Genomic DNA, 14,577 nt, shown 5'->3' on the forward strand with positions numbered 1-14,577 from the left:
TCCAGTCCCATGTGTTTGCCACTCGCCGGGCCGGGCAAGCGCAATCGATTTTCTCGACCACGTACGGCGGCTCCTCCATGCCGCGCGCGCTCGACGAACGCCGGGTCCGTCCGTTTCTGATGCGACTACGCTGTCGGAGCTGTCACACACGTGAACGAAGGACGCTCATGGCTCGCCCCTACAAGCCCGGACCGAAGCAGTTCGTCTTCGCCGTCGGTGACGGCAACGACCAACAGGCCTCCGTGGCCGACGCTCAGGAGGCCTACATGGCGTTCTCCGCGTTCTTCCGTGACCGGGATTCCGAGACCTACACCATCAACGACGCAGCGTCGGGGCAGAGTCTGGTACTCATGCCCGGGCAAGGTGTGATCTCGCGGATCAAGGATGCGGGCCCCCGGTCGGAGTACCTCCGGGTCGACAGGGGCAACCGCTACCTTCCGAGCGCGATGCTGTTCTTCGAGAACGGATTCGCCGGCCTCGACCACTTCGGCCAGTGGTTCCCCGACCCCGCCGACCTCGACGCGTCACCGGAGACCCGCGGTGCCGCCCGCGCCGCCACCATCACGACGGAGGCGGCGGCGATCGGGGAAGTCGCGCGCATCTGGGCGGATTCGGGCTACGTGGACCCGAGCGACCAGTACTACGTCTTCTTCGACTCGCACGGTATCGACGAGGACCGGGCCGAACGGGCCGAACTCCTCAAGTTGATCGAGTTCCTCGGCATCGAACGGGTCGACGCCCCGGACGGGGCCGCCGGGGGCGAAGTCTGGGTGCGCACCGACCCACGCCTTGACGCCGAATGCGCACGGTGGTCGTGAACAGCTGGTACGGGGTGGGTCCGCGACATCACCGCGGCGCCGGCCCGTACCGTTCCCAGGAAGAGTGAGTACATGAGCGACATGGTTTTCACCCGCCGGAGCGGCTGGATACCGAACGTGATCCGCGAGGACGGCGAGCTGAAGCTGACGCTCGGTGCCGGGGCCGACGCCAACCACGATCCCCGCACGTTCACGTTCCCGATCGGCGAAGCCCATCTCGCGGTGATCCGGGAGGACCTGGCCCGACACCTGCTGTTGTGGAGTGCGGTCCTTCCGCTGTGCGACGCCTCCGGAACCAGGGGCCGGCTCGACGAGAACGCCGCCGTCGCGCTCCTGGACCCGATCCTCCTCGCCGCGCCCGCGGACGTCGACGCGCTCTTCCGGCACATCCCGTGGGACAGGAGCCGGCTCATCGCCCACGGGGCCGACATCGGTCTGCTCGAGCGCGGTCGGGTGTGCGCGGCGATGCGCGCGGCGACGGAGACGTCGAACGGGAAACGAGCCCAGGAGCACCACGCGGACCGGCGTCGCGCCCGGCGCGGCACGGTACTCGGGCCGCTCGACGCCGCGATCCTGAGGTACACGGGCCAGTACCTGCACGGCTCGACCGTTCCCCGACGGATGCCCGACGCCGTCGACCCCGCGCTGCTGCCCGAGGTCATGCGGGTGATCGCCGCCGCGGAGCAGGCGTGCGCCGCCCTGCGGATCGGCCGCGATCCGCGACGGGGAAAGCACGCCACGGACAAGCGCGACTGGAACCGGATGCAGACGACGGTCGAAGCGGCCGTGCGCCGTGCACACCCCGAGCTCGTCGATGACGCGGTGCGCACCGTGAGCTTCCTGATGTGCTCGGAGGCCGCGGACCGCTCCAGGAACGCCCCGATGGAGGACGACGAGGAGGCCACCGGCCACCACGCCGACTCCGGCTCCTGCTCCGACTCCGACGGGAGCGCGAGAAAGACGGCCCTGTCGTTCACCGACGACAAGGGCGTCGAGAAGAAGTGGCGACGGGACGGCCCCCGCACGGCCGCCGCGGAGTTCTGGGAGTTCGTCGCAGACCGCTCCGCCGCCGACAACGAGGTGTTCACCATCGAGGACGAGGAGCTGGGCGAAGGGATCCAGCTCCACTTCTACGCGGACTCCATCGCCCGTGTCACGACGCTCCGCAAGGGCGAAGGCGGTGCGGAGCCGGAGTACCGGGTCGAGTACGGCCTGGTCGACGGGATGGGCGGCTACCGGAAGCTGGTGAGCGCCTTCTTCCGCGGCGGCTGCGCCGCACTCGGACAGCACGGCCCCTGGATGTCGGACGTAGCCGAGTTCGAGCGTGCTCGGCGGGGGCGCAAGAGCCGGTAGTGCCGGCGGAAGCCCGCGCGCACCACCGGCGGACCCGTGGTTCGCCGCACCGGGACCGGTGGCCCGGGGACGTGCGCGCTCACGCCCCTACGGCGTCCTCGACGCTCGCGCGGACGGAAAGGACCGTATCCGCGCCGGTCACGGCGAAGAGCCGGCGCAACTGCTCGCCGGGGGCGGCGATGCGCAGGTTCGTGAGGTGGTGCAGCCGCAGGAGCAGGTTCAGGAAGGAGGAGTCGCCGAATGTGATGCCGCCGGCGTCCAGGACCACCAGCGGGTACCGGTCCGCGGCGGAGGTGAGGGCCTCTTCCAGCGGGGCCAGCGTGTCCTGGTCCAGCTCTCCCCGAGCCTCCACCACACACCCGGTCCCCGCCGGATAGCTCTCCCCGACCACACCTGACTGCAACTCGTCTCCTGCTCCGGTCATGCCCGCCTCCCCGCTCGCCACCTGTAACGTCGTCGTCAAGGGAGTATGCCTGGTCGTTCGATCGGAAAGGGCCTCCGCGGCTGCGGACGGCCCCCGGACGCACGGCACGGTACGGAAATCGAAGAAGTTGCCGTGCGAAGGGTGTAGGACCGATGATCCGGGGCACACGAGCCCGGGCAGCTGATCAGTCAACCGGGAGGGAGTGGCCACCATGTCGCGTGCGGCCACCGTCGCAGGACCCATTCGTGCCACCGACGTACGAGCTCCGGCTTCGGACCGGGACACCGTGGGGGCGCCAACGCCGGCCATGGACCACATCGAAGTCGAGAACGCCCGCGAGATGGCGCCGACCGACGCCCGCGAGCTGTCGCGGCACTTCTTCGCGAGGCTGCGCACGCTGGAGGAGGGGACCCGCGAGTACCAGTACACGCGCAACACCCTGATCGAGATGAACCTCTCGCTCGTGCAGTTCGCGGCGCGGCGTTTCAGGGCCCGCGTGGTCGGCGGGGGTCTCGACATGGAGGACGTCATCCAGGTCGGAACGATCGGCCTGATCAAGGCCATCGACCGCTACGACCTCGACCGGGAGGTCGAGTTCTCCACCCTCGCCCTCCCCTACATCATCGGTGAGATCAAGCGCCATTTCCGCGACACCACCTGGGCCGTGCACGTACCGCGCCGGCTGCAGGAGCTGCGTACGGAGCTCGCCAAGGCCCAGGAGGCCCTGAGCGACGACCTGGGCAGGGCGCCGACGGTCAAGGAGCTGGCCCAGCACCTGAAGTTGTCCGAGGACGAGATCATCGACGGGCTGGTGGCCGCGAACGGCTACACGAGCAGTTCCCTCGACGCCACCACCGACAGCGACGAGGCGTCCTCGGCGGGCCGCGGTGCCCGGCCGGCGGCGGAACGCCACGGCGCCCTCGATCCCGGCATGGAACTCTTCGAGGAGTTCCACACCCTCGCGCCCCTGCTGGGGCAGCTGGACGAACGCGACCGGCTCATCCTGCGGATGCGCTTCGGCCAGGAACAGACCCAGGCCGAGATCGGTGCCGAGCTGGGCATCTCCCAGATGCAGGTGTCGCGCATCCTGTCCCGCACGCTGGCCCGGCTGCGCGCCGGCATGCTCACGGAGTAGGGAATGAACCCGGCGACCTCGATGCCGCCGACCGCCCACCCGCTACGGGAACGGCCGGAGCATCGAGGTCGCAGCATGATCACCACTCCTGGGTCCGCCGGGCCCGGGGCCTTCGTCCGCCGCGCCCTCCTCTACCGGGACCCACCCGAGTACGTGGCCGCGGTGGGCGGCTTCGTACGCGCGTCCCTGGTCGCCGGCGCACCGGTGCTGGTCGCCGTACCGGGGCCGCGCCTGGAGGTCCTGCGGGAGAGCCTCGACGGGGACGCCGACGGCGTCACGTGGACGGACATGACCGAGCTGGGCCGCAACCCCGGCCGCATCCTGGCCGCCCTGCGGGACTTCGCCGAGGGTGAATCGGACCTGCCGAGCCCCGCATACGCCGACGCGCCGGAGGTGTCCGCGGACCGCGACCGCCCCCTGCCCGAGCCCGAGGGCGACGTACCCCGCCTCCGCTACGGCCACGGAGATCTGGCTGAGGTGCGCGCGTACGCCGAGGGGTGGACGCGCGGGACGGGGCCTGGCCCCGGCCCGGCGAGGCGATCTCGTCCTGGCCGTCAGCGAGGCGGCCACGGGCCTCACCCTGCGGCTCCACGTGGCAACGCCGTGAGAACGGCGGTCACCTAGACTGTCAGGGTGCGGGGCCAGGGAGAACAGACCAGTGCCAACATGGGGGTGGAAGACCTCGGTGGAGATCATCGGACCTGAGACGGGTGATCCGTCGAGTGCGGGCCTTCCCGCCGTAGGACAGCGCCGCAGGCTCGCCCTGACCGGCGTCCGCGGCGCCGTGGCCAAGAGCCGCGAGTTCACGCGCGAGGCCCTGCGGGACTGGGGCTGGGACGGAACGGAGACCTCCGAGGACGCCCTGCTCCTCGTGTCCGAGCTGCTGACCAACGCCTCCCTCCACGCGGACGGTTGTCACGAGCTCGTGCTCACGGCCGGGGAGAACCTGCGCATCGAGGTCTACGACGGCACGACCACACTGCCCAGCCGCAACCCTGCCCCACAGCGCGGCATCCCGGGCGGTCACGGCCTGCACATCGTGGAGCGCCTGTCCGACCGCTGGGGCGCGCAAGCCCACGAGCACGGCAAGGCCGTCTGGGCGGAGATCGAGGCATCCCGGCTCACATCCGGCAGGCCCACCGGTCGATGACCGGCTCCGGCGCCCACCCTCGTGCGTGCCGCACGGGCCCGGATCCCGTCGAGGAGGACCCGCTCGGCACGCTCCTGCGTGAGGAGGGCCCCCGCACCACCTAGGTGAGGCCGTCGGCCGGCGCCCCGGTGGCGATCCCCTGCCCGAGCGGCGGCCCGGAGGTCGGTGCGCTCGGGTCCCGAAGCCCGTCCGACAGGCGGAAGGACTCGATCTCCGCCCAGACCACCTTGCCGTGCTCGTGGGCTTGCGAGCCCCAGCGGTCCGAGAGCCGCCGCACCAGGTGCAGGCCGTGCCCGCCGGGGACGCCCGGGCGGCGCACGGCTCCGGGACGCGGCAGTTCCGTCGCTCCGTCGCGCACCTCGATCCGCAGGCTCTCGCCGGAGGTCAGTACGAGCTCTTCGCAGCCGTGGGCGTGCAGGGCGGCGTTGGTGACCAGCTCGGAGACGAGGAGCAGCGCGTCCTCGGAGCTCTCCCGCCCGTCCCACCCCCAGTCCCGCAAGGTCCGGCGGGTGAAGTCACGGCCCTTGCCGACCGCGCCCCGGACACCGCCCAGGGCGAGTCGGCGCCGCTGGCCCATGACCGGGCCGCGCACGCCCACACCCATACCCACACACCGAGGATCGCTCTCGGCCTCTCCCGTCATCTTCACTTTCGCCTCACCCTGACCATCGGCTCACTGTGTTCGTGCGGCGCGGTCGCCCCGTCCTTGGTCCGGCCGGACGGGTCGGACCGGCCGTCACGCGGCTGTCGTCCCCGGTCCGCGTATGCCCGGCCTGACCGCCCGGACACGTGGATGCCGCATGCCGTCCCCGCGGTGGATTCCCGGTCGGGAGCGTTCTACCGTGAAAGCAGCACTTGGAGCGGCCATGCCCGACACCTCACCCCCGGCCCACCCGTCCAGGTCACCGCGCCCGCCGCCGACGTCCCTGAGCGGATGTCCCGGATCCGGCCGGAGCGGCGGTGGCGGCGGATCCGGGCGTGCGCCGGCGAGATGACCGGGTCCGGCAGGGCCCGTCGGCCGTCGCCTTTCGGGCGGATGCGCAGCGTCGGCCGCCGCGCGCGGGCCGGAGGCCGCTGGGTCCACGTCCGGGACGTCGCCCTGTGGCAACGCTCGCTCGGATTCGCGGCGCTCGGCTTCCTGACCCTGGTCCCGCTGCTCATCGTCGTGTCCGCGGCGGACACCCGCAGCGGGCAGGGGTTCGCGCAGTGGCTGGGAGACGGACTCGGCGTATCGCCGGCGGCCAGGGCCGAGATCGAGCGGCTCTTCGCCCTGCCCGGCCAGGCCTGGCGGACCACGACCGCCTTCGGCCTCGCGCTGCTCGCCGTATTCGGCCTGTCCTTCGGCACGATGCTGCAGAGCGGATACGAACGGGTCTGGGACCTGCCTCCGGCCGGCTGGCGGGCCCGGTGGCGTCACGTGCTGTGGCTCGTCGTGCTGGTGGGGGTGCTCTTCCTCTCGGCGATCGCCCCGCCGTGGCGCGAGTCCCCGGCCCGCGGCTTCGTCACGGTGGCGATCGGGACCCTCTTCTTCTGGTGGTCCCAGCGCCTGCTCCTCGGCGGCCGGGTGGCGTGGACCGCCCTGCTCCCCGGGGCGGTGGCCACCATGCTCGGGCTGCTCGGGCTGCGGGTCTTCTCCCGGCTCGTCTTCTCGCCGCTGATCGCGTCCGGCGCCGTCACCTACGGTCCCTTCGGAACCGTCCTCGTCCTCCAGACCTGGCTCGTCGGCATCGGCGTGGTCGTGTTCGGCGGCGCCCTCGTCGGCCGGCTCCTCCACGACGAGCTGCTGCGCCGGCCGCCTCCGGGACAACCCGGCCTGTGAGGCCCCGGCCGGGAAGGGGCCGCACGGCTTGCCGCGACCCCGGCCGCTCGGGCCTACGATGGTGCCCTGGCCTGCGGAGTGCAGGTCAGGGAGGCGGGCCCGGCCCCCGGGGACGCGTGGGAAGGAAGACGGTTGAATCGGTTCGCCCGGCTCGCCACCCGCGTGCTCGCGGTCCCCCTGGGACTCGTACGGCTGGAACCGTCCGGCGAGGCCGCCGGCGTGCTGCCCGAATGCTGGCCGCCCGAAGCGAGACCCGACGAGGCAGTACTGGAGTGCTGCCGTCGCGTCGCGGAGGACGGGCGGCCCCTGTTCCTGTCGAGGGCCGGTGACGGCTCCGCGCCCTTCTCGTTCGCCGGTGTCCCGCTGGTCGGGGGTTCCGGCGAGCTCCTGGGCGTCCTCTCCGTGATGGACCCCGACCTCCGGGTCTGGAGCGAGGACGAGGTACGGGACCTCTCGGACCTGGCCGCCGCGTGCAGCGCACAGGCCCGGATGCGGGTGCGCAGCGAGATCGGGCGTCAGGCGCGCGAAGCGGCCGAGGAAGAGGCCTCCCGGGTGCACGAGCTGCTCAGCCGTTCGAAGCTGCTCCTGCGGGCTTCCGAGGACCTCGCCGACACCCGCGGCCTGGACGACGTACGCCAACGGGTCGGAGACCTGGTCAGCGGGGATCTCAAGCCCACTCGGGTCGACCTGCTCATGCTCCGGCGGGGGACGCTCCACCGCGTGCCGAGTCCCGTCGATGGCGATGCCCACCCCGGAGGCGTTCCCGAGCGGTTCGCCCTCGCCTCGCACTGGCCGGTCTCGCGAGCGGTGCGCGAGAACCGGATGGTGGTGGTCACGGGGTCGCACGCGGACCCCGACGCCCTCTCCGGCACCCTGGCGAGCCCGGGATGGGACGCCCTGAACCTCCACACCGCCGCCTGCCTGCCCCTGCGCGGCACGCACGGCATACTCGGCGCCCTCGTGCTGGCGTGGGACACCCCGCACGAGATCGGCTTGGACGAACGGGCGGTGCTGACCACGCTCGCCGGATACACCGCCCAGGCGGTCGAACGCGCACTGCACCTCGATGACCGTGTCACGGCGGCCAGCCAGCTCCAGCGGGCCATGCTCACCGACCTTCCCGACACCCCCGGTCTGGAGCTGGCCGCCTTGTACCGGCCCGCCGCTCGCGACGACATGGTCGGCGGGGACTGGTACGACGCCTACCCGCTGCCCCGCGTACCGGGCAGCGGCGTCACAGGGGCGCTGGCCCTCACGGTCGGCGACATCACCGGACACGACATGCGGGCCGCCGCCCTCATGGGACAGGTCCGCAGCATGCTGCGCCAGGCGGACCACGACCACCCCGGCCAGGGGCCGGAACAGGCCCTCGGCGCCCTCGAACGGGCCTGCCGACGCCTGAACCTGCCTGCCAGCGGCACGGCCGTCCATGCCCACATCCGTCCGGTGGCAGACGGTCACTGGCACCTGAAGTGGAGCAACGCCGGCCATCCCGCCCCGCTCCTGCTCAGCCCGGACGGCAGCGTGGAAAGCCTCACCGAGCACGACGTCCTGCTGCACCACGCCCTGCCGCCCCGGCCCCGCACCTGCGGAACCCGTTCGCTCGCGCCGGGCAGCACGCTGCTGCTGTACACCGACGGGCTGGTCGAGGAACGCGGCACGGACATCGACGAGAACGTCGAACGGCTCGCCCGAGAACTCGCCACGGCCCCGTCGGGGATCCGGCTGCACGCGTTGCTGCGCTCACTCCTGGACGCCATCGGGCCCCAGGAGGCACAGGACGACACCGTCCTGTTCGCGGTGCGCGTCCCCGGCCTCTGAAGCCCGGCGCCCGGAGGGGTGACGGAGTCACCCGGACAAGAGCCGGGCCGTGACCCCCTGAACCGGTTCCTGACCGGCCCCGGTGGCCAGCACGCGCACTTCCGACCGCTCGCTGATCTCCGCCTGGATGATGCCTGTGGGGTCCTCGTAGACCGGGTTGCCTCCCGGCCCCGTCCGGTCCGTGACGGTCACCCGCACGATGTCCGGTCCGCCCTCGGCCACGCCGGGGAACACCAGCTCGTACGCACTTCGCACACCGTCTCGTCCCATCACCCTCTCCCCTCTGCGCCGGTCGCGACGCGGGACAGCCGCAATGAGTCCTTCCGTCTCATCCTCCCCCTGCCAGACCGATGGCGCTGATCGTGGTCGGTCGTGACCGGGTCGTCCGTCGTCCGGGAAACGCGGAACGGCCCCGCCCTCGGGAGAGGGGGAGCCGTTTCCGTACGAAGGGGACGCGCCGGTCAGGCGTGGCGCCTGTTTCCCGTGACCAGCCGGTAGACCACCAGGAGGATGAGGGAGCCGACGATGGCCGCGATCCAGGTGGAGAGGTCGAAGAAGCCGTCGATGGAGTCGACACCGAAGATGACCTTGCCGAGCCAGCCGCCGAGCAGACCGCCCGCGATGCCGATGAGCATGGTGATGATGATGCCGCCCGGGTCTCTGCCCGGCATGAGCGCCTTGGCGATGATGCCCGCGAGCAACCCTATGAGAATCCAGGCCAGAATGCCCATGATGCGTCTCCTACCTCGGTGAATAAAGCTGGTGTTAGCAAGCGTCTGCACCGTGCGGAGATTTCCAAACGCCCGGCACCCTTGATCGTTTCCCTGAGCCCCGGCCGCGGCGGAGGCTGCGGCGCACCTGGTCGGTCAGCCGCGGCGGGTCTTGGTCTTGCGCCAGCCGAAGGGGCCGGGCAGATCCCACGACGTGGTCCGGCGTCCCGTGCTGCTGTGCGTACGGCGGGGGCCGTGCTTGCCACCGGTCGTGATCGACCACGACTTGCGGTTGATGTTGAGCCGGACACCCGGCAGGATCCTGAAGCTCTTGCGGAATGTCAGTGGCATGGCGTCTCGCTCCTTGGCGTACGTAGCGACGGCGGCCCGACTACCCTTGCGTTCGGGCCAGTTGACACTCGTGTGTCCGGCGCCGCCCGTTCCATGCGCCCACGTCCGACCCGGGCGCGCCGAGTCCCCTTCAGCCGGCCGAAGACGCTCACACACCCTCCGGCCCGCAGGCCCGACCGTGAAGGTCGCGCATACCGGTCCGAGACCCGGGCATCCGCGCGGTACCCAGCCGAGGTGATCGCGAGGACGAGGAGTGTCCGTGCCGCCCTTCCACATGACCGAGAGCGGAGTGCGCACCATCCGGCTGCGGGCGGATCCGGACATCGCGGGCCGAGCCGCGGCCGCCTGGGCGATGGCCGCCGCCGCGCTCACCGCCGCATCGACTCCGGCAGCCACAGCAGCATGAATGCTTGGCGACTCCCCACCGCACAAGGAGACCCGTCCATGAGGACCACCCCGACCCTGGAAGCCACCCAGCGGGGGCCGGTGCACGCAGCCGCCCGTACAGCCGCCGGTCTCCCGCATTCGGCGCTCGACGCGATGCTGGACGCCGCCTACGAGACGCACCGCCGTTTCCGGCACGGCGCGTTCGCCGAGCCGTGCCCGACCTGCCAGGTCTCGGCGGGGGAGCTCTGCCTGGCGCGACGCAGTGTGCACGCCGCCCGCAGACTGGCGCATCGCGCCCGGGTGACGCGGAGCGACCTGGGATTTCCTCCTTGCACGGCTCCGTGACCCGCTCGGCGGGCCACGGAGCCTTCGCGCCCACGCACGCAGGGCCAGTTTCGGCCGGCCTCACCGGCCGATCGGCGGGTCTGCGGGAGCCCGGCCGGCGGAGCGGTCAGGCCTCTTCGCCGAGGACCGCACGGATCAGTTCGCGCTGGTCGTCGGTCAAGCCCGCCTCGTCGAGTTCGACCGCCTGGCCGTCGATCGTGATCCGGTAGTGGAAACCGTCCGCGACCGGCCGCACGGCGCGCCGCGCGAGGCCCTCCCATTCCGCGGCGTCCCGCCGGACGGAGGTGTCGATCTTCCGCATCTTGCCCACACCGGTGAACCCTCCGGAGCGACTGACAGTGATCAGCATGGCCGTTCTCCTTCGGACGTCGAAGCTGTCGGAGTGCTCGCCTGCCCCTGATCGGGCGTCTCTCCCCCGCCGGGCCCGCGCCGCGAGGTCAACGGCTCGAACTCGTCGGTTCCTGGCCGACAGTTGGCGGGCAGGCCGCCAACGGGGAGGCCGGCCGGAGCGCTTCCGGATCGGGTCCGGTGAACTCCGGCTCCAGAGCCTCGGCCAGGCCCCCCGGTGGTTCATTCATCCGTGTCAGACCCCGCGACCCGACCGGCCCGCGGCGGCCTTCAGGTGCGGTCCAGGACCCGGGCGAGGAAGCGCTGGGTCGCCTGCTCCTTGGGAGCGGTGAGCACTTGCTCCGCGGTGCCCTGTTCCACGATCACGCCGTCCTCCAGGAAGCAGACCCGGTCCGCGACGTGCCGGGCGAAGCCCATCTCGTGCGTGGCCATCAGGATGGTCAGGCCGCGCTGTTTGAGGTCCGCCACCACGTCCAGAACCTCGCCCACCAGCTCGGGGTCGAGGGCCGAGGTGATCTCGTCGAAGAGGAGCAGCTCCGGCTCGGTGGCCAGTGCGCGGGCGATCGCGGCGCGCTGCTGCTGCCCCCCGGAGAGCCGGTCGGGGTGTTCGTGCGCCTTGTCCGCGAGTCCCAGCCGGGCCAGCAGTTCACGGGCCGACTCCTCGGCCTGCTTGCGCGGGACGCCGTGGACCTGGCGCGGGGCGAGCGTGATGTTGTCCAGCACGCTCAGGTGCGGGAACAGGTTGTAGGCCTGGAAGACGATGCCGATCCGCTTCCGGGCCTCATTGGGGTCCAGTGCGGGGTCCGTCAGTTCCCTGTCGCCCAAGTGGACGGTGCCGTCGTCGACGACGTCCAGCAGGTCCACGCAGCGCAGCAGGGTCGACTTGCCCGAGCCCGAGCCACCGATGAGGCAGACGACCTGGTGCTCGGCGACGTCCAGGTCGATCGAGCGCAGGACCAGGCGCGACCCGTACTGCTTGCGCACGCCGCGGATCCGCAGCAGTGGTCGGCTCATCGGCCCGTCTCCGCCCAGGTACGCTGCGCCGCCCGGCGCTGGAGCCGGTCGGCGAAGCGGGTCAACGGAATGGTGACCGCGATGAACAAGAGAGCAGCTCCCAGGTACGGGGTGTAGTTGAAGTCGTAGTCGGCCTTGATCTGCGCGGCCCGCAGCGCCTCCAGCGGACCGAGCACGGCGACCAGCGCGGTGTCCTTCTGCAGTGCGATGAAGTCGTTGAGCAGGGGCGGGAGCACGTTGCGCACCGCCTGTGGCAGCACCACGTACCGCAGGGTCTTGCGTTCGTTCAGTCCCAGCGCCCGCGCGGCGTTGCGCTGCGCGGGGTGCACCGAGTTCAGTCCGGCGCGCAGTACTTCGCCGACGTAGGCGCTGTAGGAGAGGACCAGGGCGATCACGCCGAGCACCCAGGGTTCGGAGGGCGTGCCCTGCAACTGCAGTGCCGGCAGGCCGAATCCGACGAGGAAGACCAGCAGCAGGGTGGGAACGCCGCGGAAGACGTCCACGTAGACGGTCGCGGCCAGCCGGAGCGGCTGCAGGCCGGGAGCGCGGGTCACCCGTACCAGGGCGATCAGCAGCCCCAGGACCAGGATCAGCACCTCGGCGATGAGGAACATCTGGATGTTGAGCCAGAAGGCCCGCAGGAGTTCGGGGAACGACTCCCGGAATTCGGTGCCGTCCAGGAACAGGCTGTGGACGCGCTCCCAGCCCGGCGAGGACACCGCGGCGGCCGCGATGGCCGCCAGGCCGAGCAGGGTGCACAGGGCGGCGGTCCAGGTGTGGCGCCGCTTGCGGGAGCGGCGGAAACGCTCCCGCTCCCGCTCGCGCTCGCTCGGTCGGTAGGTGTCGGCCGGCGCGGTGGCCGGCTCGTGCGGCACGGCCGTCTTCTCGAGGTTCACGGTCGCCGCGCTACGGCTTCAGCTCGGGGACGTTCGCCGAGGCGGACAGCCACTCTGCGGTGAGCTTGGCGAGCGTACCGTCGGCCTTGAGCGCGCCCAGGGCCTCGTTCACGCAGGCGGTGTACCCGCTGCCCTTGGGCAGGAGCAGGCCGAACTCTTCGGGGGTGCCGCCCGCGTAGCCGAACTGGCCGACGATCTTGGCGTTGTCGAGCTCCGACCCGGCCAGGAAGAACACGGTCGGCAGGTCGGTGACGATCGCGTCGATCTGGCCGTTCTTCAGCGCGTTGACCTCGTCGTTGGTGGTGTTGAAGACGCTCGGCGTGCGCGAGGGCTTGAGCTGGTCGAGCACTGCCTGGTAGCTGGTGGTGGCCACCTGGACACCGATCTTGGCGTCCTTCAGCTCTCCGAGCGAAGTGGCTTTCGCGAAAGCGGAGTTGTCCAGCGTCAGGATGGCCTGGTCGGCCGTGTAGTAACTGGTGGAGAAGTCCACCGCCTGTGCGCGCTGCGGGGTGATGGAGATCTGGTTGATGTCGAAGTCGAAGTTCTTCGGCCCGGGGGCGTAGGAATGGGCGAACGGTTCGACGACCCACTTCACCTGGTCGCGGCCGAAGCCGAGTTTGCCCGCGACCGCATAGGCGACCGCGCTCTCGAACCCCTTCCCGTTGGAAGGGGTGTTGCTGTCGAACCAGGGCGCGTAGGCCGGGGAATCGGTCGCGACGGTCAACTGCCCGCTCTTGTGGAGGCTGGAACTGCCGGTCGTGCAGTTGGGGCCGGAGGATCCGGCGGCTCCCGCGGGACTCACCGGCTGGGGCGCGCAGGCGGCGGCGGTCAGGACGACGGCGACGGCGGATGCCGTTATGGCTATACGGGTACGGGTGCGGGACATGAAAGGTCCTTAGAAGGGGTCCGAAAAGGGGGTACGGAAAAGGGCCGTTGCCGTGCGCTCAGCGACACAGATCGGCGGCACAGCGCACGTTGTCCACGTGGCGGCGGCGTACCAGCGGGATGGTTCCGGACATGCGATTCAGCATTCCGGCTGGTGGAGCGCGGTGTCAATCTCGACGGACGTCATTGGGTAACGCGGCGATAACATGTCAGCTGGTGAGACGGAATACCTGGTCACCCTGGCGCAGACCGAACAGTTCGGCTGCCGAGCCGCCGCGGACCACCAGCTCGGCGAAGCCGATGCCGGAACTTCCGATGGTGATTCCGGGCTCGCCGAGCGGCACGTCGGGCAGTCGGTCGTAACAGCGCACCCGGACACTGCGGCCGTCGCGCCGATTGTGGACGGACAGGCTCCGCGCGCCGTCGTAGCCGGGCAGTTCGACGGCCGGCCGGTCCAGCTTGCAATTGCCGAAGTTGTCCACGACCGCGACCCGCACTTCCTGTTCGACGGGCGGACGCACCGTCAGCGGGCGCGCGGGAACCGAGCGGCCGTCGGCGAGCCAGCGGGCCAGCAGGGGCACGTACCAGAGGCTGCGGAACTGGGTCCGTACGATCTCCTCGACCTCGGCGTCCGCCAGCTCGGCCCAGCCTGCCGCGGCGGCTTCCAGCACCTCGCGGACATCGGTGACCTGGACCTCCTCCAGGCCCAGGTAGGTCACCAGCGGGGCGAGGACCCGGTGGTTGACCGTGCTGATGACCAGGTGCTGCCCGTGACGAAAGTAGCAGAACGGCACTCCGTTGGGCCAATGTCCGTCGCGCGGGGCGATGTTGACCAGAACGACGACCGGCTGTGTCGGCCCGCCGGTCAGGTCGGTGGAGCGCAGCAGGTCGAGGAGGGTGAGGGCGGCGGCGCCCTCCGGGTCCGGTCCGCCGAGCGGCAGGACGGTCGGCGTGGCGCCGAAGAGGGTGGCGATGCGGGCGGACTGGCGGGCCAGTGCGTTGGGATCGGCGCAGTCGGTGAGGGCGACGACGGGCAGGTGGGTCATGGCGGGGGCTTCGCCTTCTGTCGGGTGGCGGGCGGATCGGGAGACGAGGGGCGCGTCGAGCGACGGGCGCGGGTG

19 protein-coding genes are annotated in these 14,577 nt (G+C 71.2%); 9 read left to right on the forward strand and 10 right to left on the reverse strand.

All coding sequences use genetic code 11. The annotated features are described in order from the left end of the window. The first annotated feature begins 167 nt into the window (after window positions 1-167). Together ACFYYB_RS20320 and ACFYYB_RS20325 are read left to right on the forward strand one after the other, a co-directional pair. Entirely contained in the window at window positions 168-818 is a 651-nt protein-coding gene (locus ACFYYB_RS20320) for a hypothetical protein (RefSeq protein WP_389436586.1), read from the forward strand. 72 nt (window positions 819-890) lie between these two features. Then, entirely contained in the window at window positions 891-2,171 is a 1,281-nt protein-coding gene (locus ACFYYB_RS20325; protein ID WP_389436587.1) for a DUF6357 family protein, read from the forward strand. Between the two features lie 79 nt (window positions 2,172-2,250). Here the strand turns inward: ACFYYB_RS20325 and ACFYYB_RS20330 are convergent, their stop codons facing one another. Continuing rightward, a complete protein-coding gene (locus tag ACFYYB_RS20330; protein ID WP_389436588.1) occupies window positions 2,251-2,595 on the reverse strand; it encodes an STAS domain-containing protein in 345 nt (114 codons plus the stop codon). Window positions 2,596-2,902: 307 nt separating this feature from the next. Between ACFYYB_RS20330 and ACFYYB_RS20335 the strand changes: the two genes are divergently transcribed. From ACFYYB_RS20335 to ACFYYB_RS20345, 3 genes are all read left to right on the forward strand, one after another. Next, window positions 2,903-3,730 carry a SigB/SigF/SigG family RNA polymerase sigma factor gene (locus ACFYYB_RS20335; protein ID WP_389436590.1) on the forward strand — a complete coding sequence of 276 codons (828 nt, stop codon included), beginning with the start codon at window positions 2,903-2,905 and terminating at the stop codon, window positions 3,728-3,730. 75 nt (window positions 3,731-3,805) lie between these two features. Beyond that, complete coding sequence (locus tag ACFYYB_RS20340; protein ID WP_389436591.1) at window positions 3,806-4,354, forward strand: hypothetical protein; 549 nt, start codon at window positions 3,806-3,808, stop codon at window positions 4,352-4,354. A gap of 61 nt (window positions 4,355-4,415) precedes the next feature. Further along, window positions 4,416-4,880, forward strand: coding sequence for an ATP-binding protein (locus ACFYYB_RS20345; protein WP_389436592.1), 465 nt, complete (start codon window positions 4,416-4,418; stop codon window positions 4,878-4,880). Window positions 4,881-4,980: 100 nt separating this feature from the next. On the opposite strand, the gene ACFYYB_RS20350 is transcribed toward ACFYYB_RS20345, so the two are convergent. Next, window positions 4,981-5,484 (reverse strand): ATP-binding protein, encoded by a 504-nt coding sequence (locus tag ACFYYB_RS20350; protein WP_389437221.1) that lies wholly within the window; start codon window positions 5,482-5,484, stop codon window positions 4,981-4,983. Between the two features lie 432 nt (window positions 5,485-5,916). Here ACFYYB_RS20350 and ACFYYB_RS20355 point away from each other — a divergent pair, with 432 nt between their 5' ends. Further along, a complete protein-coding gene (locus tag ACFYYB_RS20355) occupies window positions 5,917-6,699 on the forward strand; it encodes a YhjD/YihY/BrkB family envelope integrity protein (protein WP_389436593.1) in 783 nt (260 codons plus the stop codon). 132 nt (window positions 6,700-6,831) lie between these two features. Beyond that, entirely contained in the window at window positions 6,832-8,520 is a 1,689-nt protein-coding gene (locus ACFYYB_RS20360; protein WP_389436594.1) for a SpoIIE family protein phosphatase, read from the forward strand. A gap of 27 nt (window positions 8,521-8,547) precedes the next feature. Here the strand turns inward: ACFYYB_RS20360 and ACFYYB_RS20365 are convergent, their stop codons facing one another. The 3 genes from ACFYYB_RS20365 to ACFYYB_RS20375 all read right to left on the reverse strand — a co-directional run bounded on the left by ACFYYB_RS20365 (window position 8,548) and on the right by ACFYYB_RS20375 (window position 9,581). After that, entirely contained in the window at window positions 8,548-8,790 is a 243-nt protein-coding gene (locus ACFYYB_RS20365) for a DUF6296 family protein (protein ID WP_389436595.1), read from the reverse strand. 191 nt (window positions 8,791-8,981) lie between these two features. After that, entirely contained in the window at window positions 8,982-9,251 is a 270-nt protein-coding gene (locus ACFYYB_RS20370) for a GlsB/YeaQ/YmgE family stress response membrane protein (protein WP_351381153.1), read from the reverse strand. A 135-nt stretch (window positions 9,252-9,386) separates the two neighbouring features. Then, a complete protein-coding gene (locus ACFYYB_RS20375) occupies window positions 9,387-9,581 on the reverse strand; it encodes a DUF4236 domain-containing protein (RefSeq protein WP_389436596.1) in 195 nt (64 codons plus the stop codon). Window positions 9,582-9,840: 259 nt separating this feature from the next. On the opposite strand from ACFYYB_RS20375, the gene ACFYYB_RS20380 reads away from it, so the two are divergent. Then, window positions 9,841-9,987 (forward strand): hypothetical protein, encoded by a 147-nt coding sequence (locus ACFYYB_RS20380; protein ID WP_389436597.1) that lies wholly within the window; start codon window positions 9,841-9,843, stop codon window positions 9,985-9,987. 38 nt (window positions 9,988-10,025) lie between these two features. Beyond that, window positions 10,026-10,313, forward strand: a complete 288-nt coding sequence (locus ACFYYB_RS20385) for a hypothetical protein (protein ID WP_389436598.1) — start codon at window positions 10,026-10,028, stop codon at window positions 10,311-10,313. A 106-nt stretch (window positions 10,314-10,419) separates the two neighbouring features. Here the strand turns inward: ACFYYB_RS20385 and ACFYYB_RS20390 are convergent, their stop codons facing one another. From ACFYYB_RS20390 to ACFYYB_RS20410, 5 genes are all read right to left on the reverse strand, one after another. Then, on the reverse strand, window positions 10,420-10,662 hold the full coding sequence (locus tag ACFYYB_RS20390) for a protealysin inhibitor emfourin (protein WP_389436599.1): 243 nt from the start codon (window positions 10,660-10,662) through the stop codon (window positions 10,420-10,422). 269 nt (window positions 10,663-10,931) lie between these two features. Further along, a complete protein-coding gene (locus ACFYYB_RS20395) occupies window positions 10,932-11,675 on the reverse strand; it encodes an amino acid ABC transporter ATP-binding protein (RefSeq protein WP_389436600.1) in 744 nt (247 codons plus the stop codon). Further along, window positions 11,672-12,571 carry an amino acid ABC transporter permease gene (locus tag ACFYYB_RS20400; protein ID WP_389436602.1) on the reverse strand — a complete coding sequence of 300 codons (900 nt, stop codon included), beginning with the start codon at window positions 12,569-12,571 and terminating at the stop codon, window positions 11,672-11,674. Before ACFYYB_RS20400 ends, ACFYYB_RS20395 begins: the two co-directional genes overlap by 4 nt. 10 nt (window positions 12,572-12,581) lie before the next feature. Then, window positions 12,582-13,457, reverse strand: a complete 876-nt coding sequence (locus ACFYYB_RS20405; protein ID WP_389436604.1) for an ABC transporter substrate-binding protein — start codon at window positions 13,455-13,457, stop codon at window positions 12,582-12,584. A 208-nt stretch (window positions 13,458-13,665) separates the two neighbouring features. After that, on the reverse strand, window positions 13,666-14,502 hold the full coding sequence (locus tag ACFYYB_RS20410) for an SAM hydroxide adenosyltransferase (protein ID WP_389436605.1): 837 nt from the start codon (window positions 14,500-14,502) through the stop codon (window positions 13,666-13,668). Window positions 14,503-14,577 lie beyond the last annotated feature (75 nt).

The organism is Streptomyces sp. NPDC002886 (genome assembly GCF_042888445.1).
Classification (GTDB): Bacteria; Actinomycetota; Actinomycetes; order Streptomycetales; family Streptomycetaceae; genus Streptomyces.

What these genes read in the sequence shown, in the direction of transcription:
- ACFYYB_RS20320 (WP_389436586.1), top strand. Translation starts at nt 168, where the DNA reads ATGGCTCGCCCCTACAAGCCCGGACCGAAGCAGTTCGTCTTCGCCGTC.
- ACFYYB_RS20325 (WP_389436587.1), top strand. Translation starts at nt 891, where the DNA reads ATGAGCGACATGGTTTTCACCCGCCGGAGCGGCTGGATACCGAACGTG.
- ACFYYB_RS20330 (WP_389436588.1), bottom strand. Translation starts at nt 2,595, where the DNA reads ATGACCGGAGCAGGAGACGAGTTGCAGTCAGGTGTGGTCGGGGAGAGC.
- ACFYYB_RS20335 (WP_389436590.1), top strand. Translation starts at nt 2,903, where the DNA reads ATGGACCACATCGAAGTCGAGAACGCCCGCGAGATGGCGCCGACCGAC.
- ACFYYB_RS20340 (WP_389436591.1), top strand. Translation starts at nt 3,806, where the DNA reads ATGATCACCACTCCTGGGTCCGCCGGGCCCGGGGCCTTCGTCCGCCGC.
- ACFYYB_RS20350 (WP_389437221.1), bottom strand. Translation starts at nt 5,484, where the DNA reads ATGGGTGTGGGCGTGCGCGGCCCGGTCATGGGCCAGCGGCGCCGACTC.
- ACFYYB_RS20355 (WP_389436593.1), top strand. Translation starts at nt 5,917, where the DNA reads ATGCGCAGCGTCGGCCGCCGCGCGCGGGCCGGAGGCCGCTGGGTCCAC.
- ACFYYB_RS20365 (WP_389436595.1), bottom strand. Translation starts at nt 8,790, where the DNA reads ATGGGACGAGACGGTGTGCGAAGTGCGTACGAGCTGGTGTTCCCCGGC.
- ACFYYB_RS20370 (WP_351381153.1), bottom strand. Translation starts at nt 9,251, where the DNA reads ATGGGCATTCTGGCCTGGATTCTCATAGGGTTGCTCGCGGGCATCATC.
- ACFYYB_RS20375 (WP_389436596.1), bottom strand. Translation starts at nt 9,581, where the DNA reads ATGCCACTGACATTCCGCAAGAGCTTCAGGATCCTGCCGGGTGTCCGG.
- ACFYYB_RS20385 (WP_389436598.1), top strand. Translation starts at nt 10,026, where the DNA reads ATGAGGACCACCCCGACCCTGGAAGCCACCCAGCGGGGGCCGGTGCAC.
- ACFYYB_RS20390 (WP_389436599.1), bottom strand. Translation starts at nt 10,662, where the DNA reads ATGCTGATCACTGTCAGTCGCTCCGGAGGGTTCACCGGTGTGGGCAAG.
- ACFYYB_RS20395 (WP_389436600.1), bottom strand. Translation starts at nt 11,675, where the DNA reads ATGAGCCGACCACTGCTGCGGATCCGCGGCGTGCGCAAGCAGTACGGG.
- ACFYYB_RS20405 (WP_389436604.1), bottom strand. Translation starts at nt 13,457, where the DNA reads ATGTCCCGCACCCGTACCCGTATAGCCATAACGGCATCCGCCGTCGCC.
- ACFYYB_RS20410 (WP_389436605.1), bottom strand. Translation starts at nt 14,502, where the DNA reads ATGACCCACCTGCCCGTCGTCGCCCTCACCGACTGCGCCGATCCCAAC.